The organism is Halomonas sp. DP5Y7-2 (assembly GCF_019802025.1).
GTDB lineage: Bacteria > Pseudomonadota > Gammaproteobacteria > Pseudomonadales > Halomonadaceae > Halomonas > Halomonas litopenaei_A.
Genome location: NZ_JAHVHY010000011.1, coordinates 22,487 through 40,993, shown reverse-complemented (window position 1 = coordinate 40,993; position 18,507 = coordinate 22,487). Strand labels below are relative to the sequence as shown.

Genomic DNA, 18,507 nt, shown 5'->3' with positions numbered 1-18,507 from the left:
ATGGCTCGGTCAGTGGTCCGACCGGGTCAGCTGGTGGACCAGTCGTGCGGCAAGGCGTGCGGTGCGCTGGTCAATGTCATACGCCGGGTTGACCTCCGCGATATCGATCAGGCGGAGCTTGCGTGAACGGCGCAGGAATTCGAGGATCGGTTCCAGGTGGGTCAGGATGACCCCGCGTGAGGCGGGAGCACTGACCCCGGGAGCATCGCTGGCCGGGAACACATCCATGTCGATGCTCAGGTAGACGTGATCGCAGTCGGCGACGAGTCGCTGGACATCGCGCTTGATGAAGGCAATACGGCTATCGCGAAATTCGCGGTCTTCTACCACCAGCGTCTTCAGGCGAGATGCCGTATGGAACAGGGCGCGGGTGTTTGCAGCCTGGCTGACGCCAAGGCAGGCGTAGCGAAATGGCCATCGACGGCTGGCGCAATCGGCGGCGATCTGGGCGAATGGGGTGCCCGAGGACGTCAGCTCGCTGGGATCGCGCAGGTCAAAGTGGGCGTCGAGATTGATGATCGCCACGCAGGACCGACGCTGCTGCTGTGCCAGATGATCCGACAGCCCACGCCAGCTGGCGTAGGCCACCTCATGACCACCGCCCAGCACGACCGGCAGATGGCCTCGATCAAGCAGCTCGGTCAGGTGCTCTCCCATGCGCTGCTGGGCATGCTCCAACCCGTCGCCGTGGCAGGCCACGTCGCCGGCATCGTAGACGGGGGTGTCATGGTGCCAGGCCATGGGGCCCAGCGCCTGGCGGATGGCGGTCGGGCCTGCTGCAGCGCCGATACGGCCCTTGTTGCGCGCCACCCCTGCGTCGCTGGCAAAGCCGGTCAGTACGGTGCCCGCAGCGGCATCCGTGTGATAGGCGGTTATCCGCTGATGCCAGCGCTCGCTATTCGGCTCCGGGTCGATACGCCCTTGCCACAGGCTCATGTCCGGCGTGGCATGGGCTGGCTTGATCACGGCAGCTTGATCATCCATGGGTCAGCACTCCTTCCAGCACGCGATGCCTGAGTCTTCCTGGCTGAACGGCGTAGGCCAGTTCCGCGGGTCGTTGTACGTCCCACACGCACAGGTCGGCGATGGCCCCCACGGTGATACGCCCAAGACCCGCCGTGCCGATGGCCGTGGCGGCGTGGGCGGTCATGCCGGCCAGGGCTTCCTGGGGTGTCAGCCGCAGCAGCGTGCAGGCCATGTTGAGCATCAAGGTCGGCAGCATGATGGGGGAGGTGCCAGGATTGGCATCCGATGCCACCGCCATGGCAACGCCCGCGCGGCGCATGGCATCGATGGGCGGATGCTGGGTCTCACGTAGCGTGTAGAACGCCCCCGGCAGCAGGACGCCCACCGTGCCGGCCTCGGCCATGGCGGCGATGCCGGCGTCGTCCAGGTATTCGATGTGGTCGGCAGACAGACCGTGGTGTTCGGCGACCAGGGATGCGCCGCCCGACAGCGATAGCTGTTCCGCATGAGCCTTGACCGGCAGGTCGAGTGCCCGAGCCGCCTCGAACACGCGCAGACACTGCTCCCGGGAGAAGGCGATACGCTCGCAGAAGACATCCACCGCATCGACCAGGCCTTCGGCGTGGGCCGCGGGCAGAATCTCGTTGCATACCAGGTCGATGTAGCCGTCGGCATTGCCGTGATATTCCGGCGGCAGGGCGTGGGCCGCCAGCAGCGTGGTGCTCACCCGTACCGGCAGTTCGCGGCCAAGGCGACGAGCGACCCGCAGCATCTTCAGCTCGTCGTCGGTCGACAGTCCGTAGCCGGACTTGATCTCCACGCTGGTCACACCGTCGTCGATCATGGCGCCAAGGCGCGTTGCGGCTGTCGTGAACAGTGCCGCTTCATCGGCGTCTCGGGTGGCCTGTACGGTGCCAAGGATACCGCCGCCACGTCGCGAGATGTCCTCATAGGAAGCGCCTTCAAGGCGCAGCTCGAACTCGTCGCTACGCTGGCCGCCGTAGACCAGATGGGTGTGGCAGTCGATCAGGCCTGGCGTCATCACACCGCCACTGCCCATGTCGATGCAGTCAGCCTGTTGTGCCTGATCCAGGCTATCCATGGCGCCCATGGCGGCGATGCGTCCGTCCTCGACCTTGACCCAGTAGCGTCCTGGCTGGGTGGTCAGGCCATCAAACAGGCTGAGGTCGCGCCACAGGCGTGAAGGGTGTTGGGGTTGGGATGTAGTAGCCATGAAGAGCTCCCGTGTCGTAATGTATATACAAATAAGCGGTCCGGAGCCTTTCGTCAAGCCAGGCGTTTGCTTGCAAGGTCCTGTCCTTTGGCTAGGAGTAGAGCGTTAAGTCACGGAAATCGTAAGAGAAAGGCAGGCTCTGGAAGAGCTGATGGGTGCCCCTTATGGGTTGGCTTAGACCATGGTCTAGAGCCGAACAACGGTTGCTGCGGGGCGAATAATCGGCAGGGCAGAAGCGGCGCCATAACGGCGCAAGAACGCTAGGAGAGGACGTGAATCATGGGCGTCTTATGGATCTTATTGGACTATAGTCTAAAGGCGGTCTCCGGTGGTGTTTTGCCACTATAGCGTCATAGCTGTATATACAAACTACGTGACGCATCGCGACGTCGACGACACTCCTGCGAGGCTTCCTCCATGGCGACGACTCCACACTCTTCAGCCAGCCGGCAATCGCCCGGGCTGTTGCTGTTCAAGCTGCTGGTACCCAGTGCCATCGGCATCTTCATCTTCTTCATCCCGGTGACCTGGGCAGGGCGCTCAACCATACCGCTGGATCATCTGGTGACGGCGGCTCGCGCGGGTCTCGGTGATGGGGCGAGGTACTATGCGCTGGCGCTGATCGTGGCTGGCGCCGCCTATCCGTTGATCAAGGGCGAGTGGCGGCGCAGCGCGACCGATATCGTGTTCACCGTGCTCAAGCTCCTGGGCGTAGTGGCGGCGGTGCTGACCATGACCTCCGCTGGCCCCGCATTGCTGCATCAGCCGGACATGCTGCCATTCCTGTATGACAAGCTGGTCATTCCGGTCGGGTTGATCGTACCCATCGGCGCGATCTTTCTGGCGCTGCTGCTCAGCTATGGCCTGCTGGAGTTGATCGGCATCCTGGTCCAGCCGGTCATGCGACCGCTGTGGCGGACGCCTGGACGCAGCGCCATTGATGCGGTGGCGTCCTTTGTCGGCAGCTACTCCATTGGGCTGCTGATTACCAGTCGTGCCTATGCCAGCGGGCAGTATTCCGCCCGGGAGGCAGCGATCATTGCGACCGGCTTTTCCACGGTATCGGCACCCTTCATGATCATCGTGGCCAAGACCCTGGGACTGATGGAGGTGTGGAACGCGTTTTTCTGGCTGACGCTGGTCATCACCTTCATCGTATCGGCGGTGACCGCAAGGCTCTGGCCGTTGTCGCGCATGGACAATCATGCCTCCGATGGCGAACCGGAGGCCCAGAAGGGCGACCGCCTGGGCCTTGCCTGGCGCACCGGGATCAAGGTGGCTGAGCAGGCGCCGCGGCTGAGCGCCAGCGTGCGCAAGAACCTGGCAGAAGGGCTGGTGATGGCGATCAGCATCCTGCCGTCGATCATGTCGGTGGGACTGCTTGGCCTGCTGGTCGCCAAGTACACCCCCGTCTTCGAGTGGCTGGGCTGGTTGTTCTATCCGATCGTTGCCCTGTTCGGCATCGAGCATGCCCAGGAACTGGCCCAGGCCAGCGCCGCAGGACTTGCTGAAATGTTCCTGCCGGCGCTGCTGCTGGGTGGCGACGCCGGGATCGATTTCGTCGCGCGCTTTTCCGCCGGCGTGGTCTCGATCTCGTCCATTTTGTTCTTCTCTGCGTCGATTCCCTGCGTGGTGGCGACGCGCATTCCCATCACCCTGTGGCAACTGGTGGTCGTATGGGCCATTCGCGTGGCTCTGACGCTGGTGCTGGCCATCCCCATGGGCATGTTGCTTCAGTAGACGCCAATCCATGGTGTAGCTCGAAAACGACGAAGGCCGGATGCCATGCATCCGGCCTTCGTCATTTGGGGGAGCGGCCAACAGCCCTAGAGGCCTGTATGCAGTGGTGCCCTAGTCCTTCCAGGCAGAACGCAGCGTGTAGCGGTCCCCTGGATGGATCAGCACGGCGTAACTGATCAACAGCTCGTTGGACCAGGTGCGACGGCGCAGGCGCAGGCAGGGCTCCTGGGTGGTAATGGACAGGGCGGCCGCCTGATCGGGCGTCGCCAACACCGCTTCTACCACGTGCTCGATATCGGTGATCGGCCAGGCCTGTATCAGCACCTGGTGAGGCGTCAGTCGAGTAAAGTCGGTGGCCAGATAGTCGGGGACATGGCGTGGATTGACGAAGCGCTCCTCCAATTGGATCGGCACGTCATTTTCATGGTGGACAATGCGAGTGTGAAACACCTTGCTGCCATGGCGCATGCCCAGCTGAAGCGCCACATCTTCGCTGGCGTCGATGGCCTCCGCCGCCTCTACCCGAGCGTGGTAGCGATGGCCGCGGCCCTGTACCTCCTCGGCAATGTTGTGGACTTCCATCAGCGAGGACTCGGCCTTGCGCTCGGTGACAAAGGTGCCGGCACCGGGCTGGCGCGTCAGGTAACCGCGCTGGACCAGCTCGCGAATGGCCTTGTTGGCGGTCATGCGGCTGACATTGAAATCCAATGCCAGCTGCTCTTCGCCGGGGATGCGATGATCCGTTGGCCATTCGCCCCGCTGGATCTTGGCGAGAATGTGCTGTTGAATCTCGAGGTAGCGGGGCTGGTTACGCGCCATGTGCCGTCCTTGGTGGTGAACAAGAGTACATGGCGTTAGTGTACCGAGGCAGGGCCTCGTTGGCACCGGCCTTCGTACATCCTGCGTACCTGTCATCGATTTTCTCTGAGGTATCTCTGCATGACCGATGCTCGGCTCTCCAGCCCGGCTGCCCTGCGCAATCGTGAACCCATCTTCGAGGTGCTCAAGGACTACCTTGGCCCACAGGCGCGGGTACTTGAACTGGCCAGCGGCACTGGCGAGCATGCCCTGTACATGACCCAGCGCCGGCCTGGCTGGGTCTGGCAGCCTACCGATATTTCCGAGCCGGCGCTGGCGTCCATCGAGGCCTGGCGTGAATCGCTGACCGATGGTCGTGACAACCTGCTGGCGGCGCAGCGCTGTGACGTCTTGAGTGAATGGCCAGAGCAGCAATTTGACGCCATGGTGGCGATCAACCTGATCCATATTTCGCCGTGGGTGGTGACGGCTGCGCTGATGGAGAAGGCGGCTCTTCATCTGGCCACGGGTGGCGTGCTGTTGCTGTATGGCCCCTATCGGCTTCATGGCGAGCACACGGCGCCGAGCAACGTTGCCTTCGATGAGGACCTCAAGCGGCGCAATCCCGAGTGGGGGATTCGCGACCTTGAAGCGGTGACTGAGCTGGCCGCGAGTGCAGGGCTGAGCCGTGAGGGGCTTCATTCGTTGCCGGCCAACAACCTGGCGCTGGTCTTCCGGCGGGGATAAGCGCCCGCGTCAGCCGAGGGCAGTGACAGACGAGGCCACCTACGCGGTGGCCTCGTCACGTTCAGATGTCATGAAGCGCTCACAATGCGGGTCAGTCCGCGCAGCGCAAGCGGCGTTTCAACCCGCGTTGTTGAGCCATCGGTGGTAGTCCTCGAGGCCTTCGCGGATGTCGGTGAAGCGGGGCTCGAAGCCAAGGTCCTGCCGGGCGCGGGTGATATCCAGCGGGCTTCCACGCACCACGAACGGGCCAGGCCCCAGGTGCATGCCGCTGTCGTGCCCCAGCATCTCTGTCACCGTATCGACAATCTGCTGATGAGCCACCGGCACACCACAGGAAATATTGTAGTGGCGGTGCGGCACGCTGGGGGCGTCGAACAGCGCCAGAATGCCGCTGGCGGTATCTTCCACATGGGTCCAGTCGGTGGTCTGGTCGCGTCCATTGGCGGGGGTAACGTTGCTGAGCCCCTCCAGCGGGCCAAACATGGCCTGGTAGACCGCATGCATGTGCGAGGGACGCTTGCCGGGCCCATAGACAAAGAACAGCCTGGCCTGGCGAATGTCCATGCCGAAGGTTTCGCTGTACTGGTCACCGTAGAGTTCGCCGGAAATCTTGGTGGCGCCGTACAGGTCCGTGGCCTTGTAGGGCATGGTCTCGACCTGGGGGCCTGCAGCGTCTCCGTAGACAGCGCCGGAGCTCATGTTGACGACCTTGTTGATGCCCAGTAGCCGACAGGTCTCGTAGACGTTGAGGGTGCCCATGGCATTGATCGACAGGTGCTTGAACGGACGAGTCTGGAAGAACGGGCCGGCGATGACGGAAACGCCGTGGATGACGCCTTCCAGCTCATCCTTGTAGCGCAGGAAGGTCTCGAACAGTGTGTGCGTATCCAGCACATCCACCGCCTCGAAGTGAATGTTGTCGCGAACGTCATCCAGATAGTCGAGGCCCATACGGTCAACGTGAGGGGCGGCCATGTCGCAGATGATGACCTTGGTGCCGCGACGGGCGAGCAGGGTGGCGACCCAGGAACCGACGTGACCGAGGCCACCGGTGATCAAAACAGCCATGACAGAACTCCTTCGCAAAGGTGCGGACTGGGGGTGATGAATGAGGTTGAAGGCTGAGGCCAGAACTGAAGCCAGAACTGAAACCAGAACTGAGGCCAGGGCGGCGACCCGTGACCGGTCAGGTCACAGGCCAGGCCCGCGGTTGACTCATTGCAGCATCAGGTTGGGCAGGAACATCACGATGGACGGGAACAGCGTGATGATGATGAGCACCGCCACCAGCGGGATGTAGAACGGCAAGGTGGCGCGCACCAGGGCGGTAAAGGGCAGGTCGGTGATCTTCTGGATGGCGAACAGCACCGTGCCCACCGGTGGCGTGATCAGTCCGATCATCAGGTTGAAGATCATCACCACCCCAAAGTGCACTGGATCGATGCCGTACTGGACCACGACCGGCACCAGCAGCGGCGTCAGCAGGAACAGCGCCGGTACCGAGTCGATGAACAGGCCGATAAGCAGAATGAACAGGCTCAGCAGCAGTAACAGCACCACCGGGTCACTGACCGTGGCCAGCAGGAAGTCCGCCACCAGCGCGGTGACCTGATAGCGCGCCAGGATCCAGCTGTACAAGGCACTGCCGGCGATGATCAGCAGCAGCACCGAGGTATCGATGGCCGTATCGCGAAGGATCTGGAAAAACTCGCGCAGGCTGATCGAGCGGTAGACGCAGAACGAGATGATCAGGCAGTACAGCAGCGCCACCACCGACGCCTCGGTCGGGGTAAACAGGCCCGACAGGATGCCCACCAGGATGATCACCGGCGTCAGCATCGGCAGCAGTCCACGGGACAGCGCGCGCATGAACTCCGCCAGGGTAGCGCGGGCGCGGGTCGGGTAGCCGCGGCGGTGAGAGATCACCGCGACCATGACCATCAGGCCCGCTCCCATGAACAGCCCCGGCAGAATCGAGCCAAGGAAGATCGCAGCAATGGAGGCATTGGCCAGCGCCCCATAGATGACCGCAGGAATGCTGGGCGGAATGATCGGCCCGATGGTAGCGGAACTGGCGGTGACCGCGGCGCTGAAGTCGGTAGGAAAGCCATCGTCTTCCATGGCCTTGATCTCGACGGCGCCCAGGCCACCGGCATCGGCCACCGCCGAGCCCGACATGCCCGCGAACAGCATGCTGGCGAGCACGTTGACGTGGCCCAGGCCGCCTTTCAGATGGCCGACGGCACAGCGTGCGACGTCAAACACCCGGTCCGAGATGCCGGCCGAGTTCATTAGTCTGCCGATCAGCAGAAACGCCGGAATGGCCAGCAGGGTGAAACTGTTGACCCCGTACAGGGTGCGCTGGGCGATCATTTCCAGCGGAATCTCGGTAAAGCCACGGGTGTAGGCGAGCACCGCAGCCGAGGAGGCAATCATCGCGAAGGCCACCGGCACGCCGAGCATCAGCAGCACGATCAAGCCGATGAACATGATGGCGAAAATTTCCATGGTGCTTACTCCTTGTCGCCGTCGCGAGGGTCAGGTGTCGTCAGGCGCTCGATAAAGTCCTCTACCAGCAGCAGTACCATCAGTCCGGCGGCGATCAGTTGCATCAGGTAGAGGTAGGAAAAACTCATGTCGAAGGTACTGGCGAACACGCCGGCGGTACGCTCCATCATGTTGAAGGCGCCGCCCATGATCATGGCCAGCACCAGGATGCTGACGATGTCGGCAAGCATCGCCGCCACGCGTTTCGCCCTGGCTGAGAGCAGGTCCGTGACGATGGTGATGCGAATGTGCTCCTGATAGCGCAGGGCCAGTACCGAGCCGAGGAAGATTTCGGCCAGGAACAGGTAGCGCGAGACTTCGTCGGTCCAGGGCACGGCCACGCCGAGGGCGTAGCGGGAGATGACCTGAATGCCCATGACCAGCAGCATCAGGCCGAAGGCGCCGACCACGACAGCGGTCAACAGCCACCAGAAGGCTCCCAGCGCCTTGGCCAGGGTCGAATTGGTCGTCATGGATATCTCCGTGGGCCGCTGACGAATGACAGCGGCAGCAGGCGGTGCATCAGCCGTCCCGCCCCAGGCCTTGGCAGCCTTCAGGTGCCGGGGCGAGACGGCCGCTGCCCCGATTACTGGATCAGCGAGAGCACGTAGTCACGCACGGCGGGGTCGTACTCCTGGGCGATCTGCTCGACCGCTGGACGTGCCGCCTGGCGGAACGCAGCCACATCCGGCTCCACGATCTGCATGCCTTCTTCCTCAAGCTTCTGATACAGCTCGGCCTGGCCATCGGCCACCAGCTGGTCGCCCCAGGCGGTGGCATCGGCTACCGCATCCAGTACCACCTGGCGATGCTCGTCGGACATCTCCTGATACAGGTCTTCGTTCATCAGCCAGTGGAAGAAGGAATAAACGTGCTCGGTGCGACTGACGTAGTCCTGCACCTCGTAGAGCTTACCGGCGTAGATGTTGTCGACCGGGTTCTCCTGCATCTCGATGACGCCGGTCTGCAGTGAGGTGTACACCTCTGGCCAGGCGATGGGGCTGGGCAGGGCACCGATCTCACCCCACACCGCGACCCAGGGCGCAATCTCCGGCACGCGCATGCGCACGCCGCTGACATCCTCCGGGGTCTCGACCGCTGTCTTGGCGGTCAGGTTGCGAGGGTTGCGGGCAGACAGGCCGACCAGGCGCATGTTGCCCTTGGCGATCAGACTCTGGTTGAGCGCCTCGCCCATCTCTCCCTCATAGATCTTGCGCGCCTGGTCGCTGGAGTCATAGACGAAGGGCAGGTCGGCGGCAGCGAACTCGGGGGCGTACAGCGTCATGGGCATGGAACCACCCAGGGCAATGGCGTACTCGCCGTAGCTGGCTCCCTCGAGGTGGTCCCGTTCACCGCCCACCTCGGTACCCAGCAAGGTGACGGTCAGCTCACCATCGGTATTGGACTCGATGGTGTCCTTCAAGCGTTCACCGATCTTGAACATCGCATGGGAAGGATCGGTATGGATGGCGATAGCCAGATCCTCGGCTGCGGCGGTGCCGGCGGAAGCCAGAGAAATGGCGGTGACAAGCGCAAGTGGGGTGAGGCGGCGTGGGTTCATTGTGATTATCTCCTCGGGACGTGAGCGGCGTGACGGCTCAGCGGGAAAGTCGGGCAAACGAGGGTATGCCCTGGCGTCATCCACCAAGGTAGTCGATGGACTTTGGGTAGCGCTACCATTTTGATGGTAGCGCTACCCATACTTTGGTCTTGGGTTACACTGCGCAGCAGGACGGGGATGATGTCCTTATGTGTTTTACAGCCCGAGGCCGCTTTCCCGCAAAGCGGACGGTCGCGGGCACGACAAGCGAGATCGAGGAACCCCATGGACAGACAGGAAGGTCGTTCACGCAAGCGTCATCGTGGTCAGGGCCGCGTCACCCTGGCGGATGTGGCTCGCCAGGCTGGCGTGGCGCCCATCACCGTATCGCGAGCGCTGAACACGCCGGGGCGGGTCTCAGAAGCGGTAAAGGCGCGGGTGGATGCGGCGGTAGAGGCACTTGGCTATGTACCGAACCTTATTGCGGGGGGGCTGGCCGCCGCGGGTACCCGGGTGATTCCGGTGATCGTGCCATCGCTGGCCATCCTGACCTTTATCGAAGTCATCGACGCCATCCAGAAACGGCTCGAGGCCGCCGGCTATCAGATGCTGCTGGCCACCACCGACTGGGATCTGGAGCGCGAGGCAGGGCTGGTCGATACCGTGCTGGGCTATTCACCCTCGGGTGTCATCCTGACCGGATTGCGCCATCACCCTCGGGTGATCACCCGCCTCAAGGAATGGGGGCGTCCGGTGGTCGAAATCATGGAGGTGGGGGAAGATCCCATCGACATGAACGTGGGCGTCGATGGACTGGCGCTGGGGCGTGCCATGGCGCGCCACCTGCTGGACAAGGGCTATCGCCGGATCGTATTTGCCGGGTCCCATCTGGGGCATGACTATCGTGCAGCCCAGAGACTCGAAGGACACCAGCAGGCGCTGGCTGAGGCAGGGCTTTCACAAGGGCAGGTACTTGAATACGCCGAGCCTGCGTCCTACGCGGTGGGGGCGAGGGCGCTGGCAGACCTGCTGGCGATGACGCCCCGGCCGGACGCGGTGGCCTGTTCCAACGACATCCTGGCCAGCGGCATCCTGCTGGCCGCGAGCAAGCAGGGCATCCGTATTCCGGACGAGCTGGCGGTAGGGGGGTATCTGGGACTGCCGTTGGCCGAGCACCTGTCGCCCCCACTTACGACACTGGCGGTGGCGCGCAGTGACATGGGACGACAGGCAGCCGAGCTATTGCTGCAGCGACTGGAGGGAATGACACCAGCGGAGCCTGTGCGGGACCTGGGCTTCACCCTGGTGGAAGGGGGCAGTACCTGAGGCGCTGCTCAGTTATCCGGTACCACCCCGGGCTCCCGGTAGATCACCCCTTCACGCTGGCGCTCCTGCTCGGACTTGTGCTCATCCACCGGCGGCACCCCCCAGACGGTTTCCTTGCGGCCGTCATCGTAGGAGTAGGTGGTGCACCCGCTGAGACTGGCCAGCAGCACGCAGGCCAGCAACGAGCAGGACAACACCAGGCGCGCGCTACGTCCTTGCGCTGCAGGCGTGCGGTCAGTGCTGCGGCCTGACCGGGCCAGGTGAAGCGGTGTGAAATCGGGCATGTTGACTCCCTGTCAGAGGCGGCGAGGCCTTGGGACGGCTCGTGATGCATCAGTATACCTGCTGAGGATTAGATCAGCAGCGGTACATAGACCACCAGCAGCAGCACGCCGATCAACCCCAGCAGATAGGGCAGAATCGCCCGAGTGATGCGCTCAAGCGGTAGCTGCGTCACCGACGATGCAACATACAGATTGATCGCCACCGGGGGCGTGATCATGCCAATGGCCAGCCCCACCACGATGATCAGGCCGAAGTGCACCGGGTCGATGCCGAGTTGGGTGACCAGCGGCAGCAGTACCGGTGTCAGGATGATCAAGGCGCTGGCGGTCTCGATAAACACCCCCGTCAGCAGGATGACCGCCACGACCAGCAGCAGCACGATGTAGGGATTGGTCGACAGCGACAGCACCGATGACGCGATCTGGGCCGGAATCTGTGCACTCGACAGCGTCCAGCTGAGCACCGCCGAGGTGGCGATGACCAGCATGATCACCGAGGTGGTGATGGCCGACTGGATCATCACGCGGTAGACGTCCTTGAGACTGAGGTCGCGATAGACGAACAGCGACACCAGCAGCGCATAGACCACCGCGACGACCGCCGCCTCGCTGGGAGTGAAGATGCCCGAGAAGATGCCACCCAGGATGATGACCGGTGTCATCAGTCCCCAGCTGGCGGCGCGCAAGGTGCGTGCAATGGTCGCCAGTGACAGCGGACTGCCGTGGGGATACTGACGTCGATGGGCCTGGACCAGAGCAATCCCGCCGAGTCCGAGTCCCATCGCCAGTCCTGGCAGGAAGCCCGCCAGAAACAGATCGGACACCGACTCCTGGGCGATCACCGCATAGATGATCATCGGCACCGATGGCGGGATGACCACCCCGATGGTGCCGCTGGCCGCGATCAGACTGGCCGCAGAGGCCGGATCGTAGCCCTTGCGCTTGAGCTCGGGCACCAGGCTGGAGCCCACCGCTGCGGTGGTGGCAGCACCTGAGCCAGAGATGGCGGCGAAGAACATGCCGGCGAGTACCGAGACCAGGGACAAACCGCCCTTGAGGAAGCCGAACAGGCTGTCGGCGAAGTCCACCAGCTTGCGACTGACCGCGCCCTGTGCCATCAGGTCACCGGTCAGGATGAACATCGGCACCGCCACCAGCGCAAAGGTATTGATGCCCTGGAACATCTGTTGCGGCACGACGGCCAGCGGCGTGCCTTGCATGACCAGCGTGGCCAGGGTGCTGGCACCGATGGTGAAGGCGATGGGCACGCCCAGCAGCATCAGCACAAAGAAGGCAATGAGCAATAGCAGCATCAGGCGTCACCCCCATGGTGGGCGGTCGTCCGTCCGGCGATCTCGTTGAGTATCGCGACAAGGGTGGTCCACGCCATCAGCACCGCCGTCAGCGGCATCACCGCATACACCCAGGTCATCGACAGGCGCAGTGAGGCTGACTTCTGAAAGCTCTGTAGCTGCATGTAGTTCCAGCCGATGATGGCCAGCGCCACCAGGAACACCAGGACGCACAGGTGCGCGCACAGGCGAGCCGCCTTGCCGCTGACGCCGGGCAGGGCATCCACAACGAAAGTGACGGCGATGTGGCGGCCGGAGCGATAGGCCAGGGTGGCGGCCAGGAAGGTGATCCAGACCAGCAGGAAGCGGGCGACCTCTTCGGTCCAGCCGACGGCGGTGAAGGCCACCCGTGAGACGATCTGCAGGGAAATGACGCCAATCAGCGCCGCCATGGCGATAAACACCACGGGGCGCGTGACGGCGTCGAGTCCCTGCTCAAGACGTTCGAGCAGGGACAGCACTTAGTTTGACTCCTGTTGCGCCTGTGCAGACTGCCCCAGCGCTTCCTGAATGCGCGGCAGGTAGTCACCGAACTGGTCGCCGTAGGTCTCGTATACTGGCGTTACCGCCTGCTGGAAGGCGGCGATATCCGGCGATTCCTCGATGGTCATGCCTGCCTCGCGCAGCTCGGCCAACTGCTGTTCCGCCATGGCCGCGTTCTGTTCGCGCTCGTATTCTGCTGCCTGCTGCGCGGCCGATGCGACCACTTCCTGGGCGGCCTCGGGCAGCTTCTGCCAGCTGGGCATGCCCATCACGAAGATGGCGGGTGCATAGGTGTGGCGTGACAGCGTCATGTAGTCCTGGGTCTCGTTGAGCTTGAACGAGTGGACCACGTTGATCGGGTTTTCCTGGCCGTCGATGGTGCCTTGCTGCATGGCCGTCAGGGCTTCGGTCCAGGCCATGGGCACGGCGTTGGCACCCAGCTCGCGGAAGGTGTCGACGTAGACCGGGTTTTCCATCACGCGGATGCGCAGGCCTTCGATGTCTTCCGGGGTCTTTACCGGACGCTCGGAGTTGGTCAGGTTGCGGAAACCACGCTCAGCGTAGGCCAGGCCCTTGAGATTGACGTCCGCCAGCTTGTCGAGCAGCTCCTTGCCGATCGGTCCGTCCAGCACCGAATAGGCCTCTTCCGGTGACGCGAACAGGAACGGCAGTTCAAACACCGCCATGGGCTCGACAAAGTTGGCGACCGGACCATTAGTGATCACGCCCATGTCGACGGTGCCGATCTGCATGCCTTCCAGCAGCGTGCGCTCATCACCCAGGGTGGCGTTGGCAAAGATCTCTACATCGACCTTGCCATCGGTACCGGCTTCCACCAGTTCCTCGAACTTGGTGGCGGCCAGGTGAAAGCCATCCTGCTCGTTGACCACGTGGGCCAGGCGCAGAGTGATCGGGTCCATGTCGGCGAAGTCGTCCGCCAGGGCGACAGGAGCGGCGAGCACAGAACCCGCAGAGATGGCAGCGGTGAGGGTAGCGAGGGCGAAGGGCGAGGGCCGGCGTGACGCGAGATGGCGTGTCATGACACTTCCTTGGAGTCGTGTTCAGCGAAGCAGGGCGCCTCATCCCGAGCCGAGTCATCGAGATGATTCGGACGGGAAGATAACGCACCTTGATTTTTAAGGGCTTTTATTTAGAGGCTGAAGGTCTTCAGCCACAAGGAATCATGCCGGAAGCGGCGCCACGCGGTCAATTCGGGGGGAGAGGTGCCATCAGCCCTTGAGGTGATCGGCGTTGTGCAGTTCACGCTGATCCGCGGGGGGCGGTGTCCACTGATAGATCCAGGTCTCGGTCAGGGGATTGCCGTCCTTGTCACGCAGGTACAGGCGCAGGTTGATCGGCTCGCTGCCGTCGTCCGGTGGTACGACGTCGAACATGGCGCGGTAGCCTTGGATCGCAGCCAGCGGGCGGGCCGAGGTGATTTCGATCTCGCCGGCGCTGGCCTCGATCACGGCCTCCACGTCCACCTCCTGGTCGCCGTCGAAGGGGAAAGGCCCGCCACGGAAGTCGACGGCAAACCGCCAGCTGAAGTACTCGCGCAGCTGGCCGACAACGCCCCCAAGCCCTGTGCGGGTGGCGACGCAGCGGGCCAGACTGGGCTGGCGGGCGGGCAGGTCATACCAGCTGAGGCGGTAGGAGTAGCGCAGCTCCTGGCCCGGCTCCACCGGTGTTTGTGGGCGCCAGTAGGCTACGATGTTGTCGAAGGTTTCGTCCTTGGCCGGCAACTCCACCAGGTCGATGCTGCCTTCCCCCCAGCCTTCGGTGGGCTCGACCCAGACGCTGGGACGGCGATCGTAGTAGACGCCGTCATCCTGATAGTGGTCGAAGTCGTGATCGCGCTGGGCGAGGCCAAAGCCCTGAACATCGGTGGCGGCGTAGGCGTTGTAGCGCAGGCTGGAAGGGTTGACCAGGGGACGCCACAGCCATTCGCCGTCGCCGGTGTGAATGCTCAAGCCGTCGGAATCATGGATCTCGGGGCGCCAGTCGTAGTTGACGTCGCGGTCGTTCTCGCCGACCAGGTACATGCTGGTCAGTGGTGCGATGCCCAGTCGTTCGATGGCCTTGCGTGGATACAGCGTGGCGGCGACATCCATCACCACGCCTTCAACATTGCGGCGGATATCGAAGCGGTAGGCGCCAGTGGTGCTTTCCGACTCGAGCAGCGCATAGACGATCACGCTATTGTCGCCGTCTGGCTGTTCCAGCCAGAAGCGGGTGAAGTCCGGAAACTCCTCCGGCGTATCGCGGGCGGTATCGATGGCCAGGCCGCGGGCCGACAAGCCGTATTGCATGCTCTGGCTGACCGCGCGGAAATAGCTGGCGCCAAGGAACGAGGCAATATCGCGCTCCGGGTCCTGATGATGGTGCAGGCGGAATCCCGCAAACCCGAGCTGCGGCGACAGCGCGTCGGTATCGACGACCGGGCTGTCGTCTTCACCGCCAAAGCGAAACAGCTCGGGGTCGTAGGCCAGCTCCTGGGCCTGCCCCTCGCTGACCTGGTAGATCCTCACCGGCGTGGTAAAGCCCCTGCCCAGATGAAACAGCTGTCCCGTGTAGGGGCCATTGCTGTCCTTCCACAGGGCGTGGTCGGCGCGATAGCCGATGGACTGGTAATCGTCCCAGGACAGCGACTTCAGCTGTTCAGGCAGTTCGCCCTCGTGATCGTCGTGGGGCTGCTGTGACAGGTGCCGAGCAAAGCCCTTGAGCCAGGCGTAGTCAAAGGCCACCTTGTCGCCGGTGGTGTTCAGGCGCTGGTCCATCGCCGCGAGCAGGGGGGAAATCGGCAGGGCATAGGCGCTTAGCGCGGTGGCGGCCTTCAGAAAATCACGTCGCTGCATGTCCATCATCCTTGTGGTGAGCAAATGCCGTGTCAGCAGGTGGCTGCTGTGAAGTGCGCGGTACGGGCCAGGGAAGACCCGAGCATCCAGCGCTACGACTGCTCGAATCAGCAAAGGTTCACCGATGGGAAGATCGTCGACGCGGTGACCGCCAGCAGCGGATGCGTCGATAGATCCGTGGGGAAGGCAGCGAAGGGGAAAGGCAGCGAAGGGGAAAGGTGTCGTAGGAAAGATGGCGGGGAAGGATGGCGGGGCAAATGTGCCAGTTATTGTTACCATGCTAATTAAATGCTAGTCTTCGCGGCCGCCCTGGGCGCTCATCGAGCGAAGCATTGGGCACGTTGACCTGTGCATGGCGCATCACCGCCGCCCCCCAGGGAAGGATGACGGCGAAGTGAGCGATTTCGAGCAAGAGGAAACCCATGACCCCCGATCAGCGCTTCAAGTGGCTAGTGCGCCTGGCCTTGGGCCTGTTTGTCCTGATGTTTGGCTATTTTGTGGTGGCCGACACCTACATGCCGATGACCCCGGAAGCGCGAGTCATGCGTCCGGTCGTGCGTATTGCGCCGGAAGTCAGTGGCCCGGTGGCCCGTGTCGACGTGTCCAACAATGTCCACGTCGAGGCTGGCGATGTGCTGTTTCGCCTGGACCCCGCGCCGTTCGAGCTGGCGCTGGAGCAGGCGCAGCTAGAGCGGGAGGCCGCGCGCCAGGAAAACGACACCCTGGGCGCGAGCATCGCTTCCGCCAGGGCGACCTTGGATGCCGCCAGGGCGCGAGCACAGGAGAGCCGCCAGGAACGCAGTCGCGGTGAGCGTTTGATTGGCCAGGGCAGTATCTCGCGGCAGCGGCTGGATGGCCTGGTGGCCACCGATCGCCAGGCTCAGGCAGAGGTCAAGGCAGCCGAAGCGGAAGTGGCGCGCCTGGAGGTGGAGCTGGGGGCTGAAGGCGACGCCAACCTGCGCCTGCGGCAGGCGCGTAACGCGGTGGAACAGGCCCGCCTGGACCTGGAGCACACCGTGGTGCGCGCCCAGCATTCCGGCATCATCAGTAACCTGCAGCTGGAAGTGGGCGACTACGCCACCCAGGGGCAGCCGCTGGTGGCGCTGATTTCCGATGAGCTGGACGTGATCGCTGACTTTCGCGAAAAGAGTCTGCGCAAGGTCGCGGCCGGTGATGATGCCAGGATCGTGTTTGATGGCCTGCCCGGCCAGGTGTTCAGCGCCCGGGTCGAACAGCGTGATGCCGGTGTCCGCGATGGCCAGGTCAGCGCCGATGGCAACCTGGCGGACATACCGACCACCGACCGTTGGCTGCGCGATGCGCAGCGTCTGCGCCTGCATCTGACGCTGACCGATGATGTGCCTCAACGGCTGCCGACAGGGGCTCGTGCCACCGTGCAGCTGTTTCCCGGTGACCACCCCATCGCCCATCCGCTGGGGGCCTTGCAAGTGCGGCTGATGTCCTGGCTTCACTATGTCTATTGATCGCTCTCGATCCTCTGACAGTGCACGGTCGTCTGATACGCCCGTGCCGAGCGACAAGCCCGCACCGCGGCCGTCGAAACTCAGCCGCAACGACTTGCGCCAGTGCCTGCGCATCGCGGTAGGCGCCTGGATCGGTTTTCTGGTCAGCCAGTTGATGCATTGGAATTACGGCGTCTTCTTTACCGTGTTTCCGATGTTTCTGCTGGGCATCATTCCCGTGTTCAATGCCCATGTGGTGCGTCAGTTCCTGGGCAATGCCTGTCTCAACGTGGTGGAGATCAGCCTGGTGGTCGGCCTGACCCAGCACCTTCCCGCGGTGATGACCGGCCTGGTGTTCCTGATGTTTCTGGGGCGCTTCACCTTGATGGCGCGCGGGCCGCTGTTCGTGTTTGGTGCCAATGGGGTACTGACCCTCAGCATCATGCTGCATTTTTCCAGCTATCCCGATCTCGACCTGTTCGACCTGCTGACGAGCAATACCGTAGCCAGCCTGTTGGCGGTGGCAATCGCGGCGCTGATGCATAGCGTCTTTCCTGACGTTGACCCGCGCCAGCCGCCTCCGCCCCAGCTCAAGAGCGTGTCGCTGCAGCGTCACCAGGCATTGATTGGCGCGATTACCGCGACGCTGTCGTTTCTGGTGTTTCAGCTGCTCGATCTGCGCGATTCTCTGTCGGCGCAGATGGCGACCATCCTGATTCTGTTCGCCCTTGGCTATCACGGCGCCAAGGCGTCTGCTCATCGTCGGGCGATAGGGACCTTGCTGGGCTGTAACCTGGCGCTGTTGCTGCAGTTGATTCTGTTCACCAAGAGCAGTCACCTGCCGCTGGTGCTGCTGGCCTACGGCATTGGCCTGCTGCTGTTTGCTCGCGAGCACGTTATCGAAAAGGCCGGGTCGGGTATCGGCTTTGGCGGGCTGACGACGCTGGGCATCCTGTTTGGCCAGTATCTTCGCCCCAACCAGGACCTGGTGGTGGATGCGCTGTACCGGTTCGGCTCGATGTGCGTCGCCCTGATGGCGACCTTGGTGGCCATGGCCGTGCTGCATCGATTGCTGGATCTGTGGCCGGCGGTATCCAGTCGCGGCGACGACGATCAGGGCTGAGGTTTCTCGGCGGACTATGAGTGATTGAGTGTTAGTGGGTGAGCGTTAG

17 protein-coding genes are annotated in these 18,507 nt (G+C 63.2%); 5 read left to right on the top strand and 12 right to left on the bottom strand.

What is annotated here, in order from left to right:
- Window positions 1–9: 9 nt before the first annotated feature.
- The gene (hutG, locus tag KUW18_RS18905; protein WP_222562122.1) at window positions 10–984 is read right to left on the bottom strand and encodes a formimidoylglutamase; all 975 of its coding nucleotides are present in this window, start codon (window positions 982–984) and stop codon (window positions 10–12) included.
- Window positions 977–2,200 carry an imidazolonepropionase gene (hutI, locus tag KUW18_RS18900; protein ID WP_222562121.1) on the bottom strand — a complete coding sequence of 408 codons (1,224 nt, stop codon included), beginning with the start codon at window positions 2,198–2,200 and terminating at the stop codon, window positions 977–979. Before hutI ends, hutG begins: the two co-directional genes overlap by 8 nt.
- A 417-nt stretch (window positions 2,201–2,617) precedes the next feature.
- Here hutI and KUW18_RS18895 point away from each other — a divergent pair, with 417 nt between their 5' ends.
- Window positions 2,618–3,940 (top strand): YjiH family protein, encoded by a 1,323-nt coding sequence (locus tag KUW18_RS18895; protein ID WP_222562120.1) that lies wholly within the window; start codon window positions 2,618–2,620, stop codon window positions 3,938–3,940.
- A gap of 111 nt (window positions 3,941–4,051) precedes the next feature.
- Here the strand turns inward: KUW18_RS18895 and hutC are convergent, their stop codons facing one another.
- The gene (gene hutC, locus KUW18_RS18890) at window positions 4,052–4,759 is read right to left on the bottom strand and encodes a histidine utilization repressor (RefSeq protein ID WP_206938371.1); all 708 of its coding nucleotides are present in this window, start codon (window positions 4,757–4,759) and stop codon (window positions 4,052–4,054) included.
- Window positions 4,760–4,879: 120 nt separating this feature from the next.
- Here hutC and KUW18_RS18885 point away from each other — a divergent pair, with 120 nt between their 5' ends.
- Complete coding sequence (locus KUW18_RS18885) at window positions 4,880–5,485, top strand: DUF938 domain-containing protein (RefSeq protein WP_222562119.1); 606 nt, start codon at window positions 4,880–4,882, stop codon at window positions 5,483–5,485.
- Window positions 5,486–5,602: 117 nt separating this feature from the next.
- Here the strand turns inward: KUW18_RS18885 and KUW18_RS18880 are convergent, their stop codons facing one another.
- From KUW18_RS18880 to KUW18_RS18865, 4 genes are all read right to left on the bottom strand, one after another.
- On the bottom strand, window positions 5,603–6,553 hold the full coding sequence (locus KUW18_RS18880; protein WP_222562118.1) for an NAD-dependent epimerase/dehydratase family protein: 951 nt from the start codon (window positions 6,551–6,553) through the stop codon (window positions 5,603–5,605).
- A 147-nt stretch (window positions 6,554–6,700) separates the two neighbouring features.
- A complete protein-coding gene (locus KUW18_RS18875) occupies window positions 6,701–7,993 on the bottom strand; it encodes a TRAP transporter large permease (RefSeq protein ID WP_206938377.1) in 1,293 nt (430 codons plus the stop codon).
- Window positions 7,994–7,998: 5 nt separating this feature from the next.
- Window positions 7,999–8,505 (bottom strand): TRAP transporter small permease, encoded by a 507-nt coding sequence (locus KUW18_RS18870; protein ID WP_222239400.1) that lies wholly within the window; start codon window positions 8,503–8,505, stop codon window positions 7,999–8,001.
- Between the two features lie 113 nt (window positions 8,506–8,618).
- Window positions 8,619–9,593, bottom strand: a complete 975-nt coding sequence (locus tag KUW18_RS18865) for a TRAP transporter substrate-binding protein (protein ID WP_206938381.1) — start codon at window positions 9,591–9,593, stop codon at window positions 8,619–8,621.
- A 264-nt stretch (window positions 9,594–9,857) separates the two neighbouring features.
- Between KUW18_RS18865 and KUW18_RS18860 the strand changes: the two genes are divergently transcribed.
- The gene (locus tag KUW18_RS18860) at window positions 9,858–10,898 is read left to right on the top strand and encodes a LacI family DNA-binding transcriptional regulator (RefSeq protein ID WP_222562117.1); all 1,041 of its coding nucleotides are present in this window, start codon (window positions 9,858–9,860) and stop codon (window positions 10,896–10,898) included.
- Between the two features lie 8 nt (window positions 10,899–10,906).
- Here the strand turns inward: KUW18_RS18860 and KUW18_RS18855 are convergent, their stop codons facing one another.
- The 5 genes from KUW18_RS18855 to KUW18_RS18835 all read right to left on the bottom strand — a co-directional run bounded on the left by KUW18_RS18855 (window position 10,907) and on the right by KUW18_RS18835 (window position 15,872).
- Entirely contained in the window at window positions 10,907–11,182 is a 276-nt protein-coding gene (locus KUW18_RS18855) for a hypothetical protein (RefSeq protein ID WP_224852013.1), read from the bottom strand.
- 68 nt (window positions 11,183–11,250) lie between these two features.
- Entirely contained in the window at window positions 11,251–12,498 is a 1,248-nt protein-coding gene (locus tag KUW18_RS18850) for a TRAP transporter large permease (protein WP_222239428.1), read from the bottom strand.
- Window positions 12,495–12,986 carry a TRAP transporter small permease gene (locus tag KUW18_RS18845; protein WP_224852048.1) on the bottom strand — a complete coding sequence of 164 codons (492 nt, stop codon included), beginning with the start codon at window positions 12,984–12,986 and terminating at the stop codon, window positions 12,495–12,497. The genes KUW18_RS18850 and KUW18_RS18845 overlap by 4 nt, the downstream gene beginning before the upstream one ends.
- A gap of 9 nt (window positions 12,987–12,995) precedes the next feature.
- Window positions 12,996–14,057: a TRAP transporter substrate-binding protein gene (locus KUW18_RS18840; protein WP_222562116.1), complete on the bottom strand. Its 1,062-nt coding sequence runs from the start codon at window positions 14,055–14,057 to the stop codon at window positions 12,996–12,998.
- Between the two features lie 189 nt (window positions 14,058–14,246).
- Entirely contained in the window at window positions 14,247–15,872 is a 1,626-nt protein-coding gene (locus KUW18_RS18835; RefSeq protein ID WP_222562115.1) for a glucan biosynthesis protein, read from the bottom strand.
- 422 nt (window positions 15,873–16,294) lie between these two features.
- Between KUW18_RS18835 and KUW18_RS18830 the strand changes: the two genes are divergently transcribed.
- On the top strand, window positions 16,295–17,356 hold the full coding sequence (locus tag KUW18_RS18830; protein WP_206938389.1) for an HlyD family secretion protein: 1,062 nt from the start codon (window positions 16,295–16,297) through the stop codon (window positions 17,354–17,356).
- A gap of 43 nt (window positions 17,357–17,399) precedes the next feature.
- Window positions 17,400–18,458 (top strand): DUF2955 domain-containing protein, encoded by a 1,059-nt coding sequence (locus tag KUW18_RS18825; protein ID WP_315900692.1) that lies wholly within the window; start codon window positions 17,400–17,402, stop codon window positions 18,456–18,458.
- Window positions 18,459–18,507: the final 49 nt, after the last annotated feature.